This window comes from Martinezella lusitana (assembly GCF_010668395.1).
Taxonomy (GTDB): domain Bacteria; phylum Pseudomonadota; class Alphaproteobacteria; order Rhizobiales; family Rhizobiaceae; genus Rhizobium; species Rhizobium lusitanum_A.
Genome location: NZ_WUEY01000001.1, coordinates 317918 through 340891 on the forward strand (window position 1 = coordinate 317918; position 22974 = coordinate 340891).

The 22974-nt window shown below is 60.8% G+C and carries 25 protein-coding genes; 7 read left to right on the forward strand and 18 right to left on the reverse strand.

Annotated features, from left to right (window positions below):
• Positions 1-162: 162 nt before the first annotated feature.
• Both GR212_RS01535 and GR212_RS01540 read right to left on the reverse strand, forming a co-directional pair.
• A complete protein-coding gene (locus GR212_RS01535; RefSeq protein WP_163984693.1) occupies positions 163-1074 on the reverse strand; it encodes a flagellin in 912 nt (303 codons plus the stop codon).
• 256 nt (positions 1075-1330) lie between these two features.
• Positions 1331-2245 carry a flagellin gene (locus GR212_RS01540; protein WP_163984694.1) on the reverse strand — a complete coding sequence of 305 codons (915 nt, stop codon included), beginning with the start codon at positions 2243-2245 and terminating at the stop codon, positions 1331-1333.
• 331 nt (positions 2246-2576) lie between these two features.
• Here GR212_RS01540 and GR212_RS01545 point away from each other — a divergent pair, with 331 nt between their 5' ends.
• A complete protein-coding gene (locus GR212_RS01545; RefSeq protein ID WP_163984695.1) occupies positions 2577-4520 on the forward strand; it encodes a glycosyl transferase in 1944 nt (647 codons plus the stop codon).
• Between the two features lie 53 nt (positions 4521-4573).
• On the opposite strand, the gene fliP is transcribed toward GR212_RS01545, so the two are convergent.
• The 13 genes from fliP to flgF form a co-directional block, all read right to left on the reverse strand.
• Positions 4574-5332: a flagellar type III secretion system pore protein FliP gene (gene fliP, locus GR212_RS01550; RefSeq protein ID WP_163984696.1), complete on the reverse strand. Its 759-nt coding sequence runs from the start codon at positions 5330-5332 to the stop codon at positions 4574-4576.
• Complete coding sequence (locus tag GR212_RS01555; protein ID WP_163984697.1) at positions 5329-5823, reverse strand: flagellar basal body-associated FliL family protein; 495 nt, start codon at positions 5821-5823, stop codon at positions 5329-5331. The genes fliP and GR212_RS01555 overlap by 4 nt, the downstream gene beginning before the upstream one ends.
• 41 nt (positions 5824-5864) lie before the next feature.
• Positions 5865-6578 (reverse strand): flagellar basal body L-ring protein FlgH, encoded by a 714-nt coding sequence (gene flgH, locus GR212_RS01560; protein ID WP_163984698.1) that lies wholly within the window; start codon positions 6576-6578, stop codon positions 5865-5867.
• Positions 6575-7114: a MotE family protein gene (locus GR212_RS01565; protein ID WP_163984699.1), complete on the reverse strand. Its 540-nt coding sequence runs from the start codon at positions 7112-7114 to the stop codon at positions 6575-6577. Before GR212_RS01565 ends, flgH begins: the two co-directional genes overlap by 4 nt.
• Positions 7111-8229, reverse strand: coding sequence for a flagellar basal body P-ring protein FlgI (locus GR212_RS01570; protein ID WP_163984700.1), 1119 nt, complete (start codon positions 8227-8229; stop codon positions 7111-7113). The genes GR212_RS01565 and GR212_RS01570 overlap by 4 nt, the downstream gene beginning before the upstream one ends.
• Entirely contained in the window at positions 8226-8711 is a 486-nt protein-coding gene (flgA, locus tag GR212_RS01575; RefSeq protein WP_432444348.1) for a flagellar basal body P-ring formation chaperone FlgA, read from the reverse strand. The genes GR212_RS01570 and flgA overlap by 4 nt, the downstream gene beginning before the upstream one ends.
• A 34-nt stretch (positions 8712-8745) precedes the next feature.
• Positions 8746-9534, reverse strand: coding sequence for a flagellar basal-body rod protein FlgG (flgG, locus tag GR212_RS01580; RefSeq protein WP_163984702.1), 789 nt, complete (start codon positions 9532-9534; stop codon positions 8746-8748).
• Between the two features lie 97 nt (positions 9535-9631).
• On the reverse strand, positions 9632-9982 hold the full coding sequence (locus tag GR212_RS01585; protein WP_163984703.1) for a flagellar hook-basal body complex protein FliE: 351 nt from the start codon (positions 9980-9982) through the stop codon (positions 9632-9634).
• Positions 9979-10395, reverse strand: coding sequence for a flagellar basal body rod protein FlgC (gene flgC, locus GR212_RS01590; protein WP_163984704.1), 417 nt, complete (start codon positions 10393-10395; stop codon positions 9979-9981). Before flgC ends, GR212_RS01585 begins: the two co-directional genes overlap by 4 nt.
• A 16-nt stretch (positions 10396-10411) precedes the next feature.
• On the reverse strand, positions 10412-10804 hold the full coding sequence (gene flgB / locus GR212_RS01595; protein ID WP_163984705.1) for a flagellar basal body rod protein FlgB: 393 nt from the start codon (positions 10802-10804) through the stop codon (positions 10412-10414).
• Positions 10805-10922: 118 nt separating this feature from the next.
• Positions 10923-11468, reverse strand: coding sequence for a flagellar protein (locus GR212_RS01600; protein WP_163984706.1), 546 nt, complete (start codon positions 11466-11468; stop codon positions 10923-10925).
• Between the two features lie 85 nt (positions 11469-11553).
• Positions 11554-12939: a flagellar protein export ATPase FliI gene (fliI, locus tag GR212_RS01605; protein WP_163985155.1), complete on the reverse strand. Its 1386-nt coding sequence runs from the start codon at positions 12937-12939 to the stop codon at positions 11554-11556.
• A gap of 11 nt (positions 12940-12950) precedes the next feature.
• The gene (gene flgF / locus GR212_RS01610) at positions 12951-13685 is read right to left on the reverse strand and encodes a flagellar basal-body rod protein FlgF (RefSeq protein ID WP_163984707.1); all 735 of its coding nucleotides are present in this window, start codon (positions 13683-13685) and stop codon (positions 12951-12953) included.
• Positions 13686-13908: 223 nt separating this feature from the next.
• On the opposite strand from flgF, the gene motA reads away from it, so the two are divergent.
• The 6 genes from motA to GR212_RS01640 all read left to right on the forward strand — a co-directional run bounded on the left by motA (position 13909) and on the right by GR212_RS01640 (position 19037).
• Complete coding sequence (motA, locus tag GR212_RS01615) at positions 13909-14781, forward strand: flagellar motor stator protein MotA (RefSeq protein WP_113436507.1); 873 nt, start codon at positions 13909-13911, stop codon at positions 14779-14781.
• A 5-nt stretch (positions 14782-14786) separates the two neighbouring features.
• The gene (locus GR212_RS01620; RefSeq protein WP_163984708.1) at positions 14787-15731 is read left to right on the forward strand and encodes a FliM/FliN family flagellar motor switch protein; all 945 of its coding nucleotides are present in this window, start codon (positions 14787-14789) and stop codon (positions 15729-15731) included.
• A gap of 63 nt (positions 15732-15794) precedes the next feature.
• Positions 15795-16325 carry a flagellar motor switch protein FliN gene (fliN, locus tag GR212_RS01625; protein WP_163984709.1) on the forward strand — a complete coding sequence of 177 codons (531 nt, stop codon included), beginning with the start codon at positions 15795-15797 and terminating at the stop codon, positions 16323-16325.
• Positions 16326-16374: 49 nt separating this feature from the next.
• The gene (gene fliG / locus GR212_RS01630; RefSeq protein ID WP_163984710.1) at positions 16375-17418 is read left to right on the forward strand and encodes a flagellar motor switch protein FliG; all 1044 of its coding nucleotides are present in this window, start codon (positions 16375-16377) and stop codon (positions 17416-17418) included.
• Between the two features lie 93 nt (positions 17419-17511).
• On the forward strand, positions 17512-18591 hold the full coding sequence (gene flhB / locus GR212_RS01635; RefSeq protein WP_163984711.1) for a flagellar biosynthesis protein FlhB: 1080 nt from the start codon (positions 17512-17514) through the stop codon (positions 18589-18591).
• Positions 18592-18596: 5 nt separating this feature from the next.
• On the forward strand, positions 18597-19037 hold the full coding sequence (locus GR212_RS01640) for a hypothetical protein (protein ID WP_163984712.1): 441 nt from the start codon (positions 18597-18599) through the stop codon (positions 19035-19037).
• A 137-nt stretch (positions 19038-19174) separates the two neighbouring features.
• Here GR212_RS01640 and visR read toward each other — a convergent pair whose 3' ends face one another.
• The 3 genes from visR to fliF all read right to left on the reverse strand — a co-directional run bounded on the left by visR (position 19175) and on the right by fliF (position 22865).
• Positions 19175-19921: a transcriptional regulator VisR gene (visR, locus tag GR212_RS01645; protein ID WP_163984713.1), complete on the reverse strand. Its 747-nt coding sequence runs from the start codon at positions 19919-19921 to the stop codon at positions 19175-19177.
• Between the two features lie 11 nt (positions 19922-19932).
• Positions 19933-20670, reverse strand: coding sequence for a transcriptional regulator VisN (gene visN / locus GR212_RS01650; protein WP_163984714.1), 738 nt, complete (start codon positions 20668-20670; stop codon positions 19933-19935).
• 518 nt (positions 20671-21188) lie between these two features.
• Positions 21189-22865, reverse strand: a complete 1677-nt coding sequence (gene fliF / locus GR212_RS01655) for a flagellar basal-body MS-ring/collar protein FliF (RefSeq protein WP_163984715.1) — start codon at positions 22863-22865, stop codon at positions 21189-21191.
• Between the last annotated feature and the right edge of the window lie 109 nt (positions 22866-22974).

Genomic DNA, 22974 nt, shown 5'->3' on the forward strand with positions numbered 1-22974 from the left:
CAACCCCAGGAAAAGCGCGCCGCGGTTTTCGTGCGGGATCGCGTGAGAACAAAGAGTTGAAGCGATCGCATATCGGATCAAAAGAAAACCGCGCCTTCCGGAGAAGGCGCGGCGAAGTGTTGTCTCTTGCTATCGACCGGCGCGTTGCGCCGGTTCTTCCTATTAACGGAAGAGCGACAGGATCGACTGGGTCGAGGAGTTGGCGATCGACAGGGACTGAACGGCCAGCTGCTGCTGCGTCTGCAGAGCGGAAAGCTTGCTGGATTCCTGTTCCATGTCGGCGTCAACCAGCTTGCCAACGCCCGATTCGATCGAGTCGGAGAGCGAGGAAGCGAAGCTCGTCTGCAGGTCGATACGAGCGGAGATCGAGCCGAGGCGCGAGTTCATGCTGGTCATGGCGTTCAGAGCGGTCTGAACCATGTTGAGCGCGCTGGAGATCTGGCCGCCGGTCATGCCCGTGATGTCGAGGCTGAATACCGAAGCGCCAACCGTGGAGTCCTGCGTGCCGAGGATACCAGAAGACGTGTCGATCGTGCCGTTGTTCGCACCGAAGAGAACGTTGCCGGTTGCGCCGGAGTTGAACTCGTAAGAGGTCGTGCTGACGGAAACGGTGCCGTTGGTGCCGCGGATGAAGGACGAAACAACCGAAGCGGAGTCGCCGCTCTGAGCCATGACCCAGTTTTCGCCGTTGAACGAAGCCGACTGGGCAACGCTCTGCAGCTGCTGCTGCAGCTGGCCGATTTCTTCCTGGATGGACTTCTTGTCAACCGAGCCTTCCATGGCGGTGACGAGCTTGTCCTTGATCTGGCCGACGACGTCGAGGGCGCTGGTGACTGCGGTGGTTGCGGTATCGACCTTGGCGGCACCGAGGCCGAGAGCGTCGGAAACGGCGCCGATGGCGCTGTTGTCGGACTTCATGCTGGTGGCGATCGACCAGTAAGCTGCGTTGTCGGAAGCCTTGGAGATGCGCAGGCCGGAAGATACGGCGTTCTGCGTCTGCTGCAGATCCGAGCCGATGGAGCGCAGCGTCTGGAGGGCTGCCATTGCGGCGTTATTGGTAAGAATGCTCGTCATGATATTTGCCCCTTTTGGCAGTGGTTAAATAAGGGACATTCCGGACCTAAAACCGGTAACGGCATTCAGCATCATGCCTGTTAACCAAATCCGTTAAGGTTAACTCGCCGCTTCGATGGTCCTAAGAAACAGCAATATGGTTAAGAAAACCTGAACTGGTTTTAGCCAAAAAATATAAAAAAAACCGCGCCTTAGATAGGCGCGGTTAACTTGTTGTTTAGGATTGTCGTCCAACGCGCTGCGTTGGCGCTTCCTATTAACGGAAGAGCGACAGGATCGACTGGGTCGAGGAGTTGGCGATCGACAGGGACTGGATGGCCAGCTGCTGCTGCGTCTGCAGAGCGGAAAGCTTGCTGGATTCCTGTTCCATGTCGGCGTCAACCAGCTTGCCAACGCCCGACTGGATCGAGTCGGAGAGCGAGGAAGCGAAGCTCGTCTGCAGGTCGATACGGCTGGAGATGGAGCCCAGCTTCGAACCCAGGCTGGTCATGGAGTTCAGAGCGGTCTGAACCATGTTGAGCGCGCTGGAGATCTGGCCGCCGGTCATGTTGCTGATGTCGAGGCTGAAGACCGAAGCGTTGGCCGTGGAGTTCGTGGTACCGAGGATACCCGAAGACGTGTTGATCGTGCCGTCTGCATTCGCGCCGAACAGAACGTTGCCGGTTGCGCCGGTGTCGAAGGCGTAGGCCGACGTGCTGACGGAAACGGTGCCGTTGGTGCCGCGGATGAAGGACGAAACGACCGAAGCGGAGTCGCCGCTCTTGGCCATGACCCAGTTTTCGCCGTTGAACGAAGCCGACTGGGCAACGCTCTGCAGCTGCTGCTGCAGCTGGCCGATTTCTTCCTGAACGGACTTCTTGTCGACCGAACCTTCCATGGCGGTGACGAGCTTGTCCTTGATCTGGCCGACGATGTCGATGGCGCTGGAAACGGCCGTCGATGCGGTGTCAACCTTTGCAGCGCCGAGGCCGAGAGCATCGGAAACGGCGCCCATGGCGCTGTCGTCGGACTTCATGCTGGTGGCGATCGACCAGTAAGCTGCGTTGTCGGAAGCCTTGGAGATGCGCAGGCCGGAAGATACGGCGTTCTGCGTGTCCTGCAGGTTGCTGCTGATGCCACGCAGCGTCTGGAGGGCGGCCATTGCGGAATTGTTAGTGATAATGCTGGTCATAGGTGTCCCCTGGAAACTGGATACAAAAGGAGGACATACCGGACTGGGTATACCGGCGATGACGGAGCAGCTTCATGCCCCTCGATCCATTTTCCTAGAGGACCAAACCCGTCATGTCGCGAGAAAGTTCGCACCCATTGCTTGCGAATTTCTTAATCCGGGGCGGCGGCAAACTTTCTCTCCGGAACGTGGCTAAGAATGCGTAAAGACGCTTTCAACCGTTGCTTCGGTTTCAGGCAAGCTACGTGGGAGATCATAGGGCGAATCCATGATGCCGGCCCTCGACCTTCGGCGGGGAGCCGATCAAACATATCGCTCGGAGTTCTCGCTCGTGAATACAAAAAACGCCTTTGTGACAGCGTCCAGCTTCTATCAGAAGGGGCAATATACGCGCGCGCTCGAAACGCTGAACGAGCTGCTGAACGTCGACCGGTCCCCCAAGACCTATGCATTGCTGGCAAAGACGCTGCTCAAGCTCGGCTTCAGATCGGATGCGGCGAGCGCCTACGAGCTGGCCGGCCGGCAGAAGCCCCGGCGCGAGGACTATCTTCGCGAAGCCCTGCTGCTCCACGGCGACTGCGGCAACGACGACCAGGCCCTTGCAGTCGGAAGCCTCATCCTGCCGCTGGCTTTCAAGGATCCCGATCTTGCCTTCGTGCTCAGCCGCATCTTCCTGAGCCGCCAGCAGAAGGAACTGCTGACCGGCTTCAAGACGGTGCTCGTGGAGGGGCCGGAAATCAAGCATCGCCAGATGGCCGCCAATCTGCTGACCGACGATCTTTATGACGAGAGCAACCGGCACATCGTCACGACCCTGTTCAAGAAGCATCCCGACAACATCATCTTCCGCGCGCTCTATCTGATCTTTGCGCGCGAGGTGTCCGATCTGGCGGCCGTCGACAAGCATATGGCGCCCGTCACGACGTCGCTGGCGCAGGGCAAGCTCGACCACATCATCCCCGACAACCCCTTCTTCCACCTTCACTGGTGCGGAGACGAGACGATCAACAAGCTCGCCATCCACGACACCGTCGCGCTGCCGGAAGGCCATGCAGAGGCCCGCCGGAAGATGCCGCACAACTGGGGCAGCAAGATCCGCATCGGCTATCTCTCGTCCGACTTCTGGCCGGGCCATGCGACGATGAAGCTGATGCAGCGCGTTCTGGAGCTGCACGACAAGGACCGGTTCGAAATCACGCTTTTCGACCACTCCGACCTGGCTCACCAGAAGGAAGAGACGTTCGACTACTCAAAACTGGGGACGACGGTCGATATACGCGGCCTTTCCAACCAGGCGGCGGCGGAGGCCATTCGCAGCCGCGGGATCGACATCCTCGTCGACCTCAAGGGTCACACCAAGGGAAGCCGCGCCTTCATCCTCAACCACATGGGAGCTCCGATCCAGGTCGCGTGGCTGGGCTTCCCCGGCACGACCGTCAACATCGACCTCGACTACATCATCGGCGATCATCTTGTGCTGCCGGACCGCTCGAAAGAGCACTTCCACGAGAAGTTCTGCCGCCTGCCCGAGTGCTATCAGCCGAACGACCCGCTCAACCGCCCGAAGCCGCGGCCGACAACCCGTGCGCAGCACGGGCTGCCCGAGGACGCCTTCGTCTTCGCGTCCTTCAACGGCAACCGCAAGATCACCTCGCAGATGGTCGACGTGTGGTGCAACATCCTCAAGCGCAGCAAGAACAGCGTGCTCTGGCTGCTGTGCAACGGCCCCCGGGCCGAAGCCAACATCTGGTCGCGCATGGAAGCGCGCGGCATCAACCGCAAGCGCGTCGTCTTCACCACCCGCATTCGCTACGAGGATCATATCGATCGTCAGCAGCTTGCCGATCTCGGCCTAGACACATTCCCCGTCAACGGTCACACGACGACGTCCGAGCAGCTGTGGGGCGGCCTGCCGGTCCTCACCACGAAGGGCACCAACTTCGCCTCGCGCGTCAGCGAAAGCCTGCTGAACGCCATCGGCCTGCCCGAACTGGTGGCCGAGGACATCAAGGCCTATGAGGACATGGCGGTGCAGCTCGCCGGCCAGCCGGAGCGTATCGCGCAGTTCAAGGAAACGCTGGCGACCAATCGCTACATCAAGCCGCTTTTCGATGCCGAGCGCTTCACGCACCATCTGGAAACGGCCTTCGAGATGATGGCGGACCGGGCCAGGCAGGGCCTTGCGCCCGACCACATGGACGTGCCGGCGCTGCCGGTGCGCACGGAGCCGTTCATGGAAGAAGACCAGAACGCGGCGGCGATCGCGGCCGAGTAAAGCTCAGCGATCGCCGGGGCCACAGCTCCGGCGATCGTCTTGCGCTTGTCTTGTCAGTGGAAAGAGCGGACCAGGCTGCCGACCAGCAGGTTCCAGCCGTCGATCAGCACGAAAAACAGAATCTTGAACGGCAGCGAAATCGAGGTCGGCGGCAGCATCATCATGCCCATCGCCATGACGATGGTCGACACGATCAGGTCGATAACCAGAAACGGCAGGACGACCAGAAAGCCGATTTCGAAGCCGCGACGGATTTCCGAGATCATGAAAGCCGGGATCAGGACGCGATAGTCGATCTTGTTGTCGACGACGGTCGTCTGGCCGCGTTCGCGGGCCAGATCGACGAACAGCTTCAGATCCTTGTCACGCGTGTTGTTCGACATGAAGGTTCGGAACGGCTCGGCAATGCGCTGCACGGCGTCCGCCTCCGAAATCTGATTGGCAAGCAGGGGCTGCACGCCGTCCTTCCACGCCTGATCGAAGGTCGGCGACATGACGTAGAAGGTCATGAACAGGGCCAGGCTGAGCAGGATCATGTTCGACGGGGTCGTCGCCAGCCCCATGCCGCTGCGCAGGATCGAAAACGCGATGATGAAGCGCGGAAAGCTCGTCACCATGATCAGGATGCCGGGCGCAATCGACAGGATCGTCAAAAGCCCGAACGTGCGAATGATCCAGGCGGCGACCGAGCCGTTCACGGGCACATTCAGAAGATCGATGGGGAGCTGTTGCGACAATTGCTGCGCCATCGCCATTTCGGGCGACAATGCAGCAATGACTAATATTGACAGGGCAAGTGCTAATCGACTCATTCGATCACGAAAGTTCTGAACATAACTTTCGATACTCGTCCTTCCGAGCGCAGGTCAACACGCTCTTGAATGTCATCCCGAAGATATTGCAGGCCCCGGGCGCCTTCGATCTGCTGCAGCGAGACCGTGCGGATGTAAGCGAGGATATCCTGGTGGATCGCCTGGGCGAGCTGAGTGTCCGGCGGGCCCTTGAATACCAGCGCAAGTTCGAGCCGGACCCAGCTCTGCGAGGGATAGGCAAGATTGGTCGTGATCGGATCGAGCGCGACGATGCCGTTCGCCTGCGCGGCCGCGGCAGCCTGCTTGCCCTCGCCTGCCGCCTTCTCGGTCGCCTGGATCGCCGCGGTGGCGGCCTTGATCTTCGGCGCAACGACGGTCCCGAGCACCCAGCCGCCGCCGCCGCCGAGGACGGTCAGCACCAGTAGCCCGACGATCATCATGATGAGCGCCGATCCCTTGCTCTTTGCCGGTTCGTCTGCGGCTGCTGCCATGTCCCTATCCGTTCGTTGTCAAACTAGCCGATGCCATCGGATCAGAGCGGCGAGAGCAGGTCGACGGCCTGCTGCCCCCTCGGCGGCTGCTGTATTTCCGTCAGACGGCCACGCCCGCCATAGGAGATGCGCGCCTCGGCGATCTTGTCGTAGGAAATGGTGTTCTCCGAGGTGACGTCCTGCGGCCGCACGATGCCGGCGACGTTGAGAATGCGGATTTCCTGGTTCATGCGGACTTCCTGCGAGCCGCTGATCATCAGGTTTCCGTTTTCGAGAATGCCGGTGACGACAACGGCGACCAGCAGGTTGATCTGCTCGGAACGCTGCATCTTGCCCTTGGCGTCCGTGCTCGTGTCGGAACCCGAGGTTGCGTCGGCATTGGTGCTGGGCTGCCAGCCGAAGATCTTGGCGGCAATGTTCCAGTTCATATCGCTCTTGTTCGTGCGGTTGCGATTGGTCTCGTTGTCCCAGTTCGCCTTGTCGTTGATCTGGATCGTGACGGTCAGGATGTCGCCGACGTTGAGCGCGCGCGAGTCCTTGAACAGAGCCGCCTGCGAATCGTTCCAGAGCGAATAGCCCTGCGCGACCTGATGCGGCCGCTTCGGATACTGCAGCATTTGCGGCGTCTGCGCATATTGCAGGCCGCTGCCGATCGGACTCATGGCAGGCGCCCTGCCGATTTCCTTAAGGGCCTGCGACTGGCAACCGGCGAGAAAGACGACGATCGTGCAGGCGGCCGTAAGACGCGTGTTCATGAGGGGTCCTTCGACTTCGATGTATTCGGGTCGGATGCGCTGGCAATGATGTTTGTGATGACCGCCGCCTTGTGCGCATCCATTTCCGCGAGGATCAGGCTCGACTGACGCGACGAAAGCTTCATGATGATCGCGGCGGCAACCGTGATCTTGACATCGTTGAGGCTCGCCGCAGCGGCATCCGGTTTCATGTTCTTGTAGATATCGACCAGGCCGAGATCCGCGGTCTTGAGGAAATCGTCGCGGCGTTTCAGCCAATCCTCATATTCCGCCTTGCGCTTGTCCATGGTGGCGACGCGCTGATCGACGTCGGCGCGAAGCTGTTCCAGCTCCTGCTTCTGCAGCAGATAGCGCTGGTCGCGCGCCGGATCGGCGATATTGGTGCAGAACTGCCGGATCTCATCCTGGCTGGTGGCCGGATCGGCGACCGGCTTCGGCGCCTCCTGCGCGGCCGCCAGGCCGAACGACAGCAGCGTGGCTCCGGTTGCGAGAGCGCAGGTGATCAGCATTCTTCTGGCGATGGCGGTCGATATCATTGCAGCACGAGCTCCGCTTGCAGGGCGCCGGCAGATTTGATGCCTTGCAGGATGGCGATGATGCCGTCCGGCTTGACGCCGATGTTGTTGAGGCCTGCAACCAGGGTCTTCAGGTCAGGCCCTTCCAGCACCGCGACACGGCCGCCGCTCTTGGTGGCGGTGATGTCGGTCTGGTCCTGAATGGCGGTCTGACCATCCGAGAAGGGTTCGGGCTGGATGACCTGCGGGTTTTCACTGACCTGGACAGTCAGCGTTCCATAGCTGACGGCGACAGGCGAGACACGGACGTCCGCGCCGATGACGATCGTTCCGGTGCGTTCGTTGATGACGACCTTGGCCGGCGTATCGGTCTGGACGTTGAGGTTTTCGATATCGGCCATCAGCCGCGTGAGGTCGGCCATCTTCGGCTTGGCGATCGTCACTTCCTGCGAATCCTTGGCCTCCGCGATCGGGGCGCCGTAGCGCGACGTCGCCCATGTATTGACCGTGTCGGCAATGCGGATCGAGGTGGAAAAGTCGGGATTGCGCAGCTGCAGGACCAGATTGACCGAATCCTTGAAACGAGACGGCAGCTCGCGCTCGATGATGGCGCCGCCAGGCACGCGGCCCGCCGTCGTCACACCTTCGGTCACCGTCGCCGCGGCGCCCTGCGCCTGAAAGCCGGAGACGATGACGGAACCTTGCGCGACTGCATAGATCTGCCCATCCGCGCCGGTCAGCGACGTCATGATCAGCGTGCCGCCGCGCAGCGACGTCGCGTCGCCGAGCGAGCTGACGGTGACGTCGATCCGGCTGCCGGGGCTTGCGAAGGGCGGCAGGTTCGCGGTCACCATGACGGCGGCGGTATTCTTGGCCGCGGATTGACCGCCCTGTGTCGAGATGCCGAGGTTCTGCAGCATCGCGCGCAAGGATTGCTCGGTGAAGGGCGAGGAACGCAAGCCGTCGCCGGTGCCCTGCAGACCGACGATCAGACCGTAGCCGATAAGCTGGTTGTCGCGGCCGGATTGCAGCGACGCGATATCCTTGATGCGCGATTGCATGGCCGCCGCCGGTTCGGCGACGATCAGGCTCGGCAATGCAAGCAGGACTGCTAGAAGTTGACGAAGTCGTTTCATTTCGCGACCACTCGGATCGTACCGTTTTCGAGAACCGTGCCGTTGACGATGATGCCCGAGTCCATGTTGCGGGCGCGCACATTGTCGCCGACGGCGCCATCGTCAAGCGGCGTGCCCGCCGCCGTGATCGTCATGCTGCCCATGCTCATCACCAGACGGACATTGGAGCCGCGCGTCACGGCATAGGGCTGGCGCAAAGCGGAAATGGAAATCGTGCGGCCGGGAAGAAGCGTCCGCTTCGATACCAGGCCGGTGACGTCGCGGAGCCGCTTGGCATAGTCGCCGCTGAGGTTGGGGTTGGTAACCTCCACCTCTTCGAGCTGGCCGCTGCTGATGATGTCGCCCGGATAGATCGTCTCGGTCGGCACCACGGCAGTACCGAGGCCAGGCCCGTCGGCGCCTACAGCCCCGGCAGGCGCGGCCGAAGCGAACAGGACGGAGAGGCTCGCCGCGGCGAACCAGGCCATTGCTAAGCTTTTCATCCGGCGAAACCTCATGTTCGGCCCGTCCTTCCCACTACTTCAGGTTCTTGCTGACGATCTGCGCCATTTCGTCGGCCGTCGTGATGACCTTTGAATTCATCTCGTAGGCGCGCTGAGCGGTGATCAGGTCGGTGATTTCCTTGACCGGATCGACATTCGACGATTCCAGGTAGTTTTGCTTCAGGTAGGCAAAGCCGTTCTCGTTCGGATCGGAAACGACCGGATCGCCGGAAGCCGGCGTCTGGGTGAAGAGGTTGCTGCCCATCGGCTGCAGGCCGGCTTCGTTGACGAAGTTGGCGATCTGCAGCTGGCCGAGCACCGTCGGCGTCGTCGCGGTGCCGATGATCGCCGACACTTCGCCGGACTGGCTGATGGCAAGGCTGCTGGCGTTGTTCGGGATGGTGATCCCCGGCTCCAGCACGTTGCCGTCGGGCGTAACGATCTGGCCGGTATCGCTCTTGTTGAACGAGCCGGCGCGCGTATAGGCCGTCGTGCCGTCCGGCATCTGGATCTGGAACCAGCCGCGACCGACGAGCGCGACGTCGAGCTCGTTCTGGGTCTGCGACAGTTCACCCTGGACCTGAATGTTGCGAACGGCCACGGTCTGCACGCCGAGACCGATATTGGCGCCTTCCGGCACCACCGCCTGGTTCGGCCTGTTGGCGATGCCCTTGGCGCGCTCGGTCTGATAGAGAAGGTCGGAGAACTCGGCGCGAGAGCGCTTGTAGCCCGTCGTATTGATGTTCGCGATGTTGTTCGCGATCACTTCGAGGTTGGTCTGCTGGGCGTCCATGCCCGTCGCGGCAATTGCGAGCGCTCTCATGCTTTCGTCCTTGCATCTGGGGCGGAACCTTCGCAGCCGTGGAAAGGCTTGCGAGCAGCTTTCGCCAAATCAGGTAGGTAAAGCGGGGAATCCCGCTCTAGATCTGCATCTTTGTAATATCGAGAAATGCGGACACGACCTTGTCGCGCAGCGCAATCGCGGTCTGCAGGGTCTGATCGGCCTGCATGACCTTGTCGACGACTTCGCGGGTGCTCATCGTGCCCTTCATGCCGGCGAAGGAGGCGCTTTCGGCTTCCTTCAGCGTGTTGACGGAATCCTTCGCGACATTCGACATGACCGACGCAAAGCTCATTCCGGCGTCCGCGCCCATGGCAACGGCCGGCGAAGCGTTCATCGCGCTGGAAGCGGCGGAGGTCAGATCCGTGGCGATGCTGCCGAGGCCGCGGGTCGCCGAGAGGGAGGCTACATTCTTAACCGTGTCGATCATTGGTTCTTCAGCAAATCAATAGTGGAGGAGATGAGATCGCGCGCCTGACGGACCGTCTGCAGATTGGCCTCGTAGGAACGATTGGCTTCTCGCATGTCGGCCATCTCGACGAGGACGTTGACGTTGGGCATCTTGACATAGCCCTTCTGATCCGCCGCCGGATTGTCGGGATCGTATTCTTCGACGAACTTGCCCGTGTCCTGGCCGAGCTTCTTGACGCCGACCATGGTGACGCCATTGGCGCGATCCATTTCGGCTCCGAAGGTCACGGTCTTGCGCCGGTAGGGATCGGCGCCGGGCGTGTCACCCGTCGAACGGGCGTTGGCAATGTTTTCGGAAACGACTCGCAGACGAGTTGATTGCGCCTCCAGGCCGGAGCCTGCAATCTTCAATGCGGCTGATAAGGGGTCCATGACATCTTCACTTCATCTATTGTTTTACGGTCATCAACATCATGCGATGAAAGGAGCCTACGAGTGCGGTGTTCAAGCTGTACTGGCGCTTGATGTCACCGGCCTTGGCGAGCTCGTCTTCCAGGCCGACGGTATTACCCGACTCCTGAACGCCAATTTCCTGGTTGAGCGGCGCTTCCTCGACGTTGACGTCGCCGCTCGTGCTGAATTCGCTGCCCGAAAGATGCGCTGGATTGGTGCGAACCATGTTGACGTTCTGGTTGTCCAGAACGGCCTGGAACGGTGTCACGTCCTTGGCGCGATACTTCGGCGTATTGGCATTGGCGATATTGCCTGCAACAACCTCCTGACGCACCTGGAGCCACTCGGCTTGCCGCGAGGCCAGGTCAAAGAGCTGAATGGGTTGCATGGGCTTCTCTCCGTTCTTACACTAGGAATCTAGCGGGATAATCTTGCGTGGGACTTGCGGGAAATGCGTTCCTGTGAAGGTCTTCGAAATGCTTGAAATCCAGGCGTTTGCGCGATTTTCAGTTGTTGCCGTAGACATCGCCCGCCGACGTGACGATGACCCACTTTCCGTCTCTCTGTTCGATCGAAGCCAGCCGGCTGTTGTCGGGCAGAACCGATCCGATGCGCACGACATACATGCCGGTATCGTCCTCGATCAGGGCACGGCCGTTTGCGACATGCAGCAGGTGGAACGAGGACTTGCCGGGGAACGGCTGCTGGTCGGCCGGCGCGCCCTTGTCATCCTCGCGACCGGTATTGCTGACCGTCGCCGTCGTCAAAGGATCGGGAATGAGATCCTTCGGCGCGCTCGGATTCTTGTTGACCATGGCGAGCGGCGACACGCTGACGATCGCGCGGCCGGGCCAATTCGGCAGATCGCGCGTGCGGTCGCCTTCGGCCACCTGGATGCCGAACTTTTCCGGGTTCAGAAAGACGTACCAGGGAAAGAAGGCCGAGGCGCCGGCGAGCGCCAGTCCCGCAAAGGCCAGAGCCTTGTCGGTAACGGTTCTCCTTCTCGCCAGTTTCGGCGGAGCGACCGGTTCGTCTGCGTCGGTTTCTCTCACTTTTGGTCCCTCGTTGGGCATGAAATCCGGCGATATCCGGCCGGCTGCGGACAAGACAAAATCGAGGCGATGCTCCGGACAACCATCACTTGCCTCTGACCGGGGCACCGCCCGAAGCGTTTCTGAGGGCATTCGCAAGATCGGTGAAGGCATCGGCAGATGGCTCTTCGCCCGGAGTTTGCTTCAGGATGTCGTAGATGATCGGCACCTGGCGCACGGCGATATCGAGATCGGCGTCGCTGCCCTGGCGATAACCGCCGATCAAGCGCAGATCGCGCGTCTCTTCGTAGCGATGCACCAGCGCTTTCAGCCGCGAAACCAGCTTTTCCTGATCCGGCGTCCACGCCTTTCGCGCCAGACGCGAAACGGACGCCAGCGGATCGACGGGCGGATAGCGCCCTTCTTCGGCAAGACTGCGCTGCAGAACGATGTGGCCGTCGAGAATGCCGCGGGTGGAATCGGCGATCGGATCGTTGTGATTGTCGCCATCGACGAGGATGGAGATGATGGCGGTGATCGTGCCGGTGCCCTCCGGTCCCGGACCGGCGCGCTCGAGAAGACGCGGCAGCTCGGTGAAGACCGAGGCCGGATATCCACGCGCGATCGGCGGCTCGCCGGACGCGGTCGCCACCTCGCGGATGGCATGGGCGAAGCGGGTGACGCTATCGACGATCAGCAGGACGTTGTCGCCCTTGTCGCGAAAATGTTCGGCGATGGTGATGGCCGAGAGCGGCGCCATCTTGCGCAGCATCGGGCTCTCGTCGCTGGTCGCGACGACGGCCACCGATTTCTGCATGTGCGAGCCCAACGTATCCTCGATGAATTCGCGCACTTCGCGGCCGCGTTCGCCGACAAGCGCGATCACCACCTTGTCGAAGGCTTCGGCTCTCGCCAGCATCGACAGCAGCGTCGATTTGCCGACGCCGGAGCCTGCAAAGATACCCAGGCGCTGGCCGAGGCAGAGCGGCGAGAAGATATCGATGGCGCGGACGCCGGTCTTGAAGCCTGTCTCGACGCGCTTGCGCGTCATCGACGGCGGGGCCGTATTGGAGATCGAGCGCGATTCCAGGCCGGATGTCAGCGGCCCGAGCCCGTCGATCGGCTCGCCCAGCGAATTGATCGTACGGCCGCACCAGCTGTCATCGGGCGCGATGCGGAAGGCACCCTTGCGGATGATGGTATCCTGGATGCCGATCGGCTCGCCCGGCTCGATGGGACACACATAGGTAAGCTCCGGCTCGACGCGGACGACCTCGCCGAGATGAACGCCCGTCTGTGAACGATGCGCGACGAAATCGCCAAGGCGCACCTGCCTCGAGAGGCCGGCGACGGTATAGTGCCCGGCGGCGATGGTGCGCACATGGCCGCCATGGGCCACGGCATTCTCCGCCATCGCATATTGGCCCGCCAGGACGGCCATATGCGAAAGCTTTGGCGACAAGGCGCCCTCCGGCAACCGATCCTCGAGCATCATCCGCCTCTTTACTGGCTGCCGCCAAGGGTTTTGATGGCGTCGGTGAGCGTGCCTTCACTGCTGCTGGTGAGCGTGCTGATGTTGTCGAAGGCGCGGCTGACCTCGATCAGGTTGGTCATTTCCCGCATGCCGTTGACGTTGGAATTTTCGAGATAGCCCTGGGCGATGCCGATATTCGAACGGTCGACCACCGGCTGCGGCGTATCGGTCGGCAGGATGCCGCTGTTCTCGTAGCGCAGGAACCCCTTGCCGACATCGGCGCTGTAAAGGCCGATCTGCCCCATCCGCCGGCCGCTCTGCGTGATGGTGCCGTCGGACGAGACGGTCGGCGCACCGCCGGCCGGATCGAGCTGGATCGGCGCGCCGCCGGGGTCGAGCACGGGGAAGCCCCGTACCGAGACCAGGGCGCCGTTGTCCGTCATGGTGAAACGGCCGTCGCGCGTCAGCACCAGGCCGGCCGGCGTGTTGACGCCGAAATAGGCGTCGCCCTTGACGGAGAAATCGAACAGATTGCCGGTATTCTGAAGTTCGCCGTTGTCCGTGGAGAGATAGTCGTTGCCTTGCGAGACGAAGGCGACCTTGGCGTTGAGCTTGTTTTCGGTATTGCTGAGAACCTGATCGAACTTGACTTCGGTGCCACGGAAACCGGTCGTATTCACGTTGGCCAAGTTATCGGCGATTGTCGTCAGACGCCGCTCGAGCGCCATCTGCGACGACAGCGCGACATAGATACCAGACTGCATTTTCAACGCCCTCCGGACATTGGAGAATAACGGGAAAGGAAACGCCGCGGGCGCTCCTACATTTCGTTAGCGGGGCATGGATGCCCTTACCCGCTATCCTGCAGGTCTATGCTTGTGCGAAGCTGACAAGGCAAAAAGGGCGAGCGAGGCCCTATCGAACAGCCTCACGCAAGGCAGGTCCCCTAGTTCATCATATGAAGCAACGTTCAGGTGTGGACCGACGATGAATATTATTATCGGATTTGTAGTGACCTGCGGCTGCATCATAGGCAGCTTCATGGCTATGGGCGGAGACGTAGGCGCGCTGTTCCAGCCCTTCGAGTTTGTCATTATCGCGGGCGCCGGCATCGGCGGCTTCATCATGGCCAACCCGATGAAAGTCGTGAAGGATTCGGGCAAGGCGCTCGGAGAAGCCTTCAGCCACAAGGTGCCGAAGGAGCGCGACTATCTCGATACGCTCGGCGTGCTCTATGCCCTGATGCGCGACCTGCGCACCAAGTCGCGCAACGAGATCGAAGCTCATATCGACAATCCCGACGAATCGACGATCTTCAAGGCCGCTCCGACGGTTCTGAAGAACAAGGACCTGACGGCCTTTATCTGCGACTACGTCCGTCTCATCATCATCGGCAACGCCCGCTCGCACGAGATCGAGGCGCTGATGGACGAAGAGCTCGACACCATGCTGCACGACAAGATGAAGCCCTATCACTCGATCACGATCATGGGCGATTCCTTCCCCGCCATCGGTATCGTCGCGGCCGTTCTCGGCGTCATCAAGGCGATGAGCCACATCAACGAATCACCCGAAGTGCTCGGCCACCTCATCGGCTCGGCGCTGGTCGGCACCTTCCTCGGCATCATCCTGTCCTACTCGGTCTGCGCACCGCTGGTCTCCCAGATCAAGGTCGTGCGCAACAAGCAGCACCGCCTCTACGTGATCGTGAAGCAGACGCTGCTTGCCTACATGAACGGATCGGTGCCGCAGGTCGCACTCGAATACGGCCGCAAGACCATCTCCTCCTACGAGCGTCCCTCGATCGACGCCGTCGAGCAGGAAATGATGAACCCCGGCGGTGAAAGCAAGGCAGCCTGACGATCATGAGCCAGCAATACGCGTATAAGGCACAGACGATGGACCGCACCCTCTTTGCCAAGCTCACGGGCAATCTCGGGGATCAGGCGACGCTTGCAAAACTGGGCACCGCCTTTGCCCAGGTCTATGCGGAATTCCTGCCTGATATCATCAAGAGCGAGACCGGGCTGGACATCAACATCGCCTATGCCGGCTGTCAGTCCGGCCTCGTGAACGACCTTGTCGCCGGGCTCGGCGGCAGCCATGCCCTCGTCAACGGCTCGCTGCGCAACTGGGCGCCCAACTTCATGCTCGGCTGCGGCTCCGGCTTCATCATGACGCTGATGGAACATATGCTCGGCGCCCGCCCGGAAGACATCGAAGCAGCCGTTGCCCGGCCGCTTTCCGTGATCGAGCTCGACCTTTCCGTCATGGTGTTCGAAAAGATCGCCAACGTGCTGCGCTCGGCCGTCAACGCATCCGGCGGCTTCGAGCCGTACCTCGATCCGCCCTATAACATCGAAGACCGCCCGGCAGCCGTCGGCGACGACGGCAATTACTTCGCAGCCGCGATCACGATGACGATCGCGCTCGGCAAATCGATTTCCCAGATCGTCATCATCGTGCCCCAACGCGATCTGCTTCGTACCGTCGTCAGCGCGCCCCGCGCCAAGAACCCGACGGCGGCCTCCCAGTCGTGGTCGGATCAGCTCAGCGAGCAGGTGCGCCGCTCGCAGGTGACCCTCGAGGCGCGAATCCGGCTGGAATCGCTGACGCTCGACACGATCTCCAGGCTCGCGGTCGGCGATGTCATCCCCTTCATGGATAATGGCGACGTCCGGGTCGAGGTCAGCGCCAACAGCAAGGATCTCTACATCTGCGAATTCGGCCGCTCTGGCGAAAATTATACGGTGCGCGTCAAGGACAACGTAAATTCCGACGACGAGCTTCTTCGGCACCTGATGAATTGACCAGCCGGCGGGTGAGCGCACCCACGGCAGCTTGAGGCAAGTTTCAACTGGAATAGTGATTTCATGGCTACGAAGACGACACAGCAAAGCAGCGACGAATCGCTGGACATTTCAAGCAGCGACGCCGCATTGGACGAAGCCATCGACGGGCTGCGCGGCGTCCTGAAGAAGGATAGCGACGGCGGTCTGCCGGAGTTCGAAGCTGATGGATTCGGCGCGGAAGCGGGCACTGGCCTGTCTACCTTTGGCGATTTCGGCGACGACAATGCCGGCCCGGCCTTCGACGGCGGCGATTTCGGCGACGTTTCGGCGGCGCCCGCGGCTCCCGGCAGCGCGCTGACCGCCAATCTCGACCTGATCATGGATATCCCGATCGACGTCCAGATCATGCTCGGCAGCAGCCGCATGCAGGTCTCCGGCCTAATGAACCTGACCGAGGGCGCGATCATCGCGCTCGACAAGAAGATCGGCGAACCCGTCGAAATTACCGTGAACGGCCGCAAGATCGGCCGGGGCGAGATTACCGTTCTGGAACATGACGACACCAGATTCGGCATCAAGCTCACTGAAATCTACAACACGAAGAAAAGCTGAACCGGCTCATGAAGAGCCCACTCCCCCTTGCGGGATGGAGACGAAGACCATGATGGACTTTGACGATTTCAGCGGCGCGATTGCCGAGAAACCGTTGACTCAGACTGAAAAAGCAGCCGCCGTCCTTCTCGCTATGGGAAAACAGGTCGCAGGACGGCTGCTGAAGTATTTTACGCAGAACGAGTTGCAGATGATCATTGCCTCGGCCCAATCGCTGAGGCTCATTCCGCCGGACGAACTGGCGCAACTCGTGGCGGAGTTCGAGGATCTCTTCACCGAAGGCGCCGGTCTCATGGACAACGCCAAGGCCATCGAGAGCATTCTCGAGGAAGGCCTGACGCCCGATGAGGTCGACAGCCTGCTCGGTCGCCGCACCGCTTTCCAGGCCTACGAGACGTCCATATGGGATCGTCTGGGCGAAGCCGATCCGGTCTTCGTCGCCAAGTTCTTCCTGCGCGAACATCCGCAAACCCTCGCCTACGTGCTCTCCATGATGCCTTCGGCCTTCGGCGCGAAGATCCTGCTGCAGCTCCCCGAAGCGCAGCGCGCCGACATCATGAACCGGACCGTCAACATCAAGGACGTCAGCCCCAAGGCAGCGCAGATCATCGAGAACCGCGTGCTGGGACTGATGGCGGAGATCGACGCCGAACGCAACGCTTCCGGCTCGACGAAGGTCGCCGACCTGATGAACGAGCTCGACAAGCCGCAGGTCGATACCCTGCTGAGCTCGCTCGAATCGCTCAACAAGGAATCGGTCGAGAAGGTTCGCCCGAAGATCTTCCTCTTCGACGATCTCACGCGCATGCCGCAGCCGAGCCGCGTTCTGCTGCTCAACGACATCGCCGCCGACATCCTTACGATGGCGCTCCGCGGTTCGAGCAACGAAATCCGCGAGGTCGTGCTTTCCTCGATCAGCCCGCGCCAGCGCCGCATGATCGAATCCGATCTGCAGATGGGCAATACCGGTATCAATCCGCGCGAAATCGCCATCGCCCGGCGCGCTATCGCCCAGGAAGCGATCCGGCTTGCCAATTCCGGCCAGATCGAGCTCAAGGCCAAGGAAAATACGCCTGTGGAAGAAGCGGCGTAAACTCGCCGCGACTCAGCTAAAACGTCATAGACTGACAAGCGACGGGCCGCGCACGATGCGCGGCCTCTTTCCGTTTCGCAAAGGGCGGCTGCTTTGGCTGACGAAGACAAGGACAGTAAAACAGAAAAACCGACGGAGAAAAAACTCCGCGATACGATCGACAAGGGCAACGTCCCTCACTCCAGGGAAGCAACCCTCTTTGCCTCCATGCTGGCAACGGTCATCTACGTCACTTTCTTCCTGCCGACGCGAATCGGCCGCATGGGCGAAGTTCTGCGCGATCTCTTCGAAAAGCCGGATCAATGGCAGCTCGAGACCGGCCCGGACGCCATAGCGCTGTTTACGCGCATCGGCTGGGAGGTCGGCAACCTGATACTGCCGGCCGTGGTGCTCTTCTTCGTCTTCGGCATCGGCTCCTCGATGTTCCAGAATCTGCCAACGCCCGTTCTGGAGCGAATCAGGCCGCAGTTTTCGCGCATATCGCCGATGTCGGGCTTCAAGCGCATCTTCAGCGCGACCGGCATGGTGGAATTCGGCAAATCGCTCGCAAAAATCCTGCTCGTCGGCATCATCATGTTTTTCGTGCTGCGCAGCCAGTTCTTCCACGCGATCGATTCCATGGTGTCCGATCCGCAAACCATCTTCGTGCGCCTTTCGACGATCATCCAGCGCATCCTGATCATCGTGCTGATGGCGGCGGCCGTGGTCGGCATTGCCGACCTGCTGTGGAGCAGGCACCACTGGTTCGACCAGTTGAAGATGACCAAGCAGGAAATCAAGGACGAACACAAGCAGTCGCAGGGCGACCCGATCGTCAAATCGCGCCAGCGCTCGATCGCACGCGATCGCGCCCGCCGCCGCATGATGAAGCAGGTGCCGCGCGCCACGCTCGTCATCGCCAACCCCACTCACTTCGCCGTGGCGCTGCGCTATGTGCGCGAGGAAAACGACGCGCCGGTGGTCGTTGCCAAGGGCCAGGACCTGATTGCCTTGAAGATCAGGGAGATAGCCGAGGCCAACAATATTCCCGTTTTCGAAGATCCGCCGCTCGCGCGCTCCATGTTTGCGCAAGTCTCGGTTGATAGCGTCATACCGTCAGTATTTTACAAGGCTGTCGCCGAGCTCATCCATAGGATCTATGCCGGGCAGTCTAATAGAAAACGGGTAAGATAAACCATATGAAAAAATGCCCCTACTCTGCCCAACGTGAACAAATACTAGCCGAAGCCATCAGCCCCGTCGCAAGCGAGCTGCGCCTCCTCGACGCGGCCGACCTGATCTCGCTGCTGCGCTTCGAACGATATGGTAATCTGGCTGACCTCGTCGCCTCGGCGGCCGAGCTCTATTTCCTTCCCGGCACGGTCAATTTCGGACTGGGCGGCGACTACAAGCTGGATTGGGGTGGACCGGCGGAAGTGACGCTCGATCTGGAGATCAAGCCCCGCGGCGTCACCATCTATGCCAAGCTTGCGCTGGCGGAACACTATGCCGGCATCGAGATCAACCACATCGCCTTCGACAAGGCTTCGGGCGATCCGGACGAGAACACGGCCCTGCTCGCACGCAGCCTGCGGGACGCGCGCTACCTTGTCCGCGGCGAAACGGCGTACGCAACCTGAGCAAATTCCAATTCTGAAAATTCTGAAAGCGTCTTACGTCCGGCTGAAGCGGGACTTAAGACGCTCTTTCCGTTTGCCTCTGCCGCGTTGCTCGAGACGCTTCCATCTGGCCTTAAATGCCCCGGAGTGCGGCAGCGTCAGCTTATGTACCCGAAGCGGATCGCCTTTGCGATTGCCTGGATACGATTGACGCTATCGAGCTTGATCGTCGCCGATCCGAGATAGGCGTTGACGGTATGCACAGACAGACCCAGCTTTTCGGCGATTTCCTCGCTGATTCGCCCGTCGCCGGCAAGCTGCAGGCAGGCGATCTCACGCTCGCTCAACGCTTCGGCCGCCTGTGAGCGGCGTTCGTCCAGCGACAGAAGCTCCATCATGATCTGGCAGCTGCGACCATGGAGCTCGACGATGATATCGCTCGTCAGATCCATGAATTTTGCGGTGAAAACGATATAGCCGTTGCCCACCGCTCCCAGCCGCACGGGAAAGGCCACGCCGGCGAAAGGCACGAGATGCGGTTTCAGGCGCTGCGTGAAGGCGGCAAAGTCAGGCGTCTCGGCCGTGCTGTCGCTGTCGCGTCCATTCCACATGAGCGGGAGAAGCGATTTGTCGATATGCTCGATCAGCGCCTCGCCATAGGCTTCGATGAAGGACTTGCCGACGACGGAATTGGCGGATCCCCAATTGTCGAGTTCGCATACCAGCCGCTGCTTGTGCGGCAGGCCGGAGCCGTGAAGACGATAGACCGCGAAATGCTGTGCATCGATCAGCTTCTGCATCGACACGAGCTTGGGAAAGAGATCGGAGCGGCCAGAAATCCGTCCCGAACGGGTAAGCCGCGATTCGCCGGGCGTATCCGTCGTCCTGTCTGGCTGATATCGCATCCGGTGGGCCTTCAAACGAGATTGTTTCGCACCGCGAAGGCGATCGCCTCCGAGCGGGTCTTGGTGGCGGTCTTGCGCATGACGCTGGTGATGTAGTTGTTGATGGTGTTGCGCGAGATCCCGAGAATCATGGCGATCTCATCGCTCGTCTTGCCTTCGGCGATCCAGAACAGGCATTCCAGTTCGCGCTCGGTCAGATCGAAATCGCGCTCCAACCTGCCTTCGAAGCAGCGCGTCGAACTGGCGAGATAGCCGGACAGAAGGCCGACGTCCCGCAGCCGCTCGGGCGAGAGCGTCACCGATTCGCGCGCCAGCAGCAGCAAGGAAAAGCGTGTACGACCGACGTTGAAGCTCAGGATGTGATACTGCCGGCCAACACCGTCGGGCAGAGCGATATCGTCGGGCAAGGCCGCCAGGCTCGGCTGGAATAGCGCCATGCATCTCTCCAGCTCGCCGATACGGCCGTAGCCGCTGATCAGCTCCGTCGCCAGGCGCCTGACGAGATCGAAAGGCCAATCCGAGGAAATCACGAAGTCGAGGCCGCTTTCCTGGACGAGATCGGACCGCACGAGAAGATAGTGGGAGGCGCCGGCATAGCTCGCCAGCGCATGCAGGCCGTCTTGCAAATAGGATGGGCCCGAGACCGCATTCAGCTGCAGAATAAGCTGCTCGCGTGACATGGCTCCCGTGGACGCGATCGGCCGCGCATCCCTATCGCCCTTGCTCACCTGCGATATCTGCATGTCCATACTTGCATTTCCTGCCGCTGTTGGACGATCATTCGTCAACGAGAGCATTGTTCCATCAGAACCCGACACGCCGCCTCGGAAACCGACGGGTTTCCCGATGAGGCATCAAGCCGGATCTTTATACCGCGACACAAACACATCCCGGCGGAGGCGGGCGGACGAGCGTACCCATCCTTAAATTCCTTATCGACAACCGTGCCGGCACATGCGGCCACGGACACAATCATCGAACTGATTTCTCCGCGCTCCGGAATCTGCGAACTCGTTAGACATGAGAAACGCGGAAAACGCAGGCCGATTCGCTTCGACTAAACGGCTTTACGCAATGGGCATACCATTAGTAAGTCGATTCTTTCTGCCCAGCAATTAGTTATCCCGTGAAATTCCAGCTTACGAGAACGTCAATTTTCCCGGCAGCGACTAATTGATCACACGTTAAGTCGACAACTTCGCCAAGAAACCGACATGCCACCATGTCGAGAACGAATAAGGACCGGGAGGATATCCCGGTCCTTGTCTCAGGCTGCCTGGTCGACGGCCCATTTTCTGAGGATCTTGGCGGCGCGCTCTTCGCTGATTTCCACCATGCGCGAGAGACGACGCTCCGGCCCTTCCTTGACGCGGCGGTTGAAGGTGCCGCCATCGTCGCCCATTGTCAGCAGGTCGTCGGTGCTGTCGAAGCCGAAGTCCGAGCCGAAGCCATCCATCAGGGCCGCCCCCGGGCCGCCGACGGCCGGTGCGAAGTCGGGCAGTTCCAGGCCCGCCGCTTCCGGCAGTTCCGTGCTGTTGGCCGAGCCGCCGAGCGAGCGGATCAGCGGACGGAAGCCCATCCAGACGATCAGGAAGGCGACCGCGACGAAGGCCAGCGAGTTGATGATGCCGGCCATGTTGCGGCTCAGCATGTCGGTGATGCTGAAGCTGGAAGACGTGTCCTCGAGCAGCTGGTTGTCGAGGAAATCCATGGCATTGACGGTGACGGCGTCGCCACGGGCCGGATCGACGCCCGCGGCGGTCGCGACGATCTTCTGCATCTCCGCAATATAGGCGTCGATCTTCGCCTGGTCGGCGCCCTGGCCGACCATCTGGGCGATGCGGCCCTTGTTGACCACCACGGCGATGGACAGCTTTTCGATCTTGTAGCTGCTGCGCGTTGTGGCCGTCGTCTTGCTGTTGATTTCGTAGTTGGTCTGCTCTTCGCGCTTGTCGGACTGATCGTTCGACGTTGGCGTATTGCCGCCGGACTGCGGAGCCGCCTGCGGGATGTTCTGCTCCACGGTCGCGGCACTATCGGGCTGGCTCTGCTGCGACTTCTGCGCCTCCTTCACCGTGCGGACGGAGCGCTCGACCTTCGAATCCGGATCGAAGGTGGTTTCCTGCACCTGCTGGCTATCGGTATTCAGCTGCGCCGTGACACTGGAGCGGAAGTTGTCCATGCCGAGGAAAGGCGCGAGGGCCTTGTTGATGTTGGATTCGACTTCGCTCTGCACGTTCTGCACGATGCCGAGATTGCGGCTCATGGCGCCGTTGCTCGGATCGTCGCCGGATGCAAGCAGCTGACCCGTGGAGTCGAGGATCGTAACGTCGTCGACCTCGAGGCCGGGAACCGCGGAGGCGACGAGGTGACGGATGGCCGGAGCCGACTTGCGGGCCGCTTCCGCGCTCGCACGGATCATGACGGATGCCGTGGGCTTCTGGTCCGCCTTCCGGAAATTGCCGACGTCCTGCATGACGATATGGACACGCGCGGCACTGATACCGGCGATCGAGGTAATGGTACGGCTGATTTCGCCCTCAAGGGCGCGGACGCGGGTGACTTCCTGCATGAAGGAGGTCAAACCGAGAGAGCCGACATTGTCGAACAGTTCGTAACCGGCATTGCCGCTATTGGGCAGGCCACGTTCGGCAAGCAGAGCGCGGGCCTTGCCGGTCATGCCCGCCGGAACCGTCAGGCTGGTGCCATCCGAGCCAACCTGGAAATTGATCTTTGCTTCTGCGAGCGCGATGCTGATCTGGTTGAGATCGGTCGCATCCAGGCCGACATAAAGCGTCTCCTGTGAAGGCTTATTGACGTAGAGGGCTGCAAAAAGGATCAGCATCATGGAGACAATGCCGACGCCGCCGAGGATCAGCAGCCGCGTTCTCCCGAGATTCTGAATGTTCCGAAGCAGAGGAACTAATTGATTTAACAGATTCATTCTGTTCTCGCACGATTCGTCAAAGACCTGATGGCTTTGTACTCTGCGCCGAAAATAGAAATCGAAACTTGTGCGAGCGTTTCGTCCGGCCGGGAAAGGCAGGAAAAAG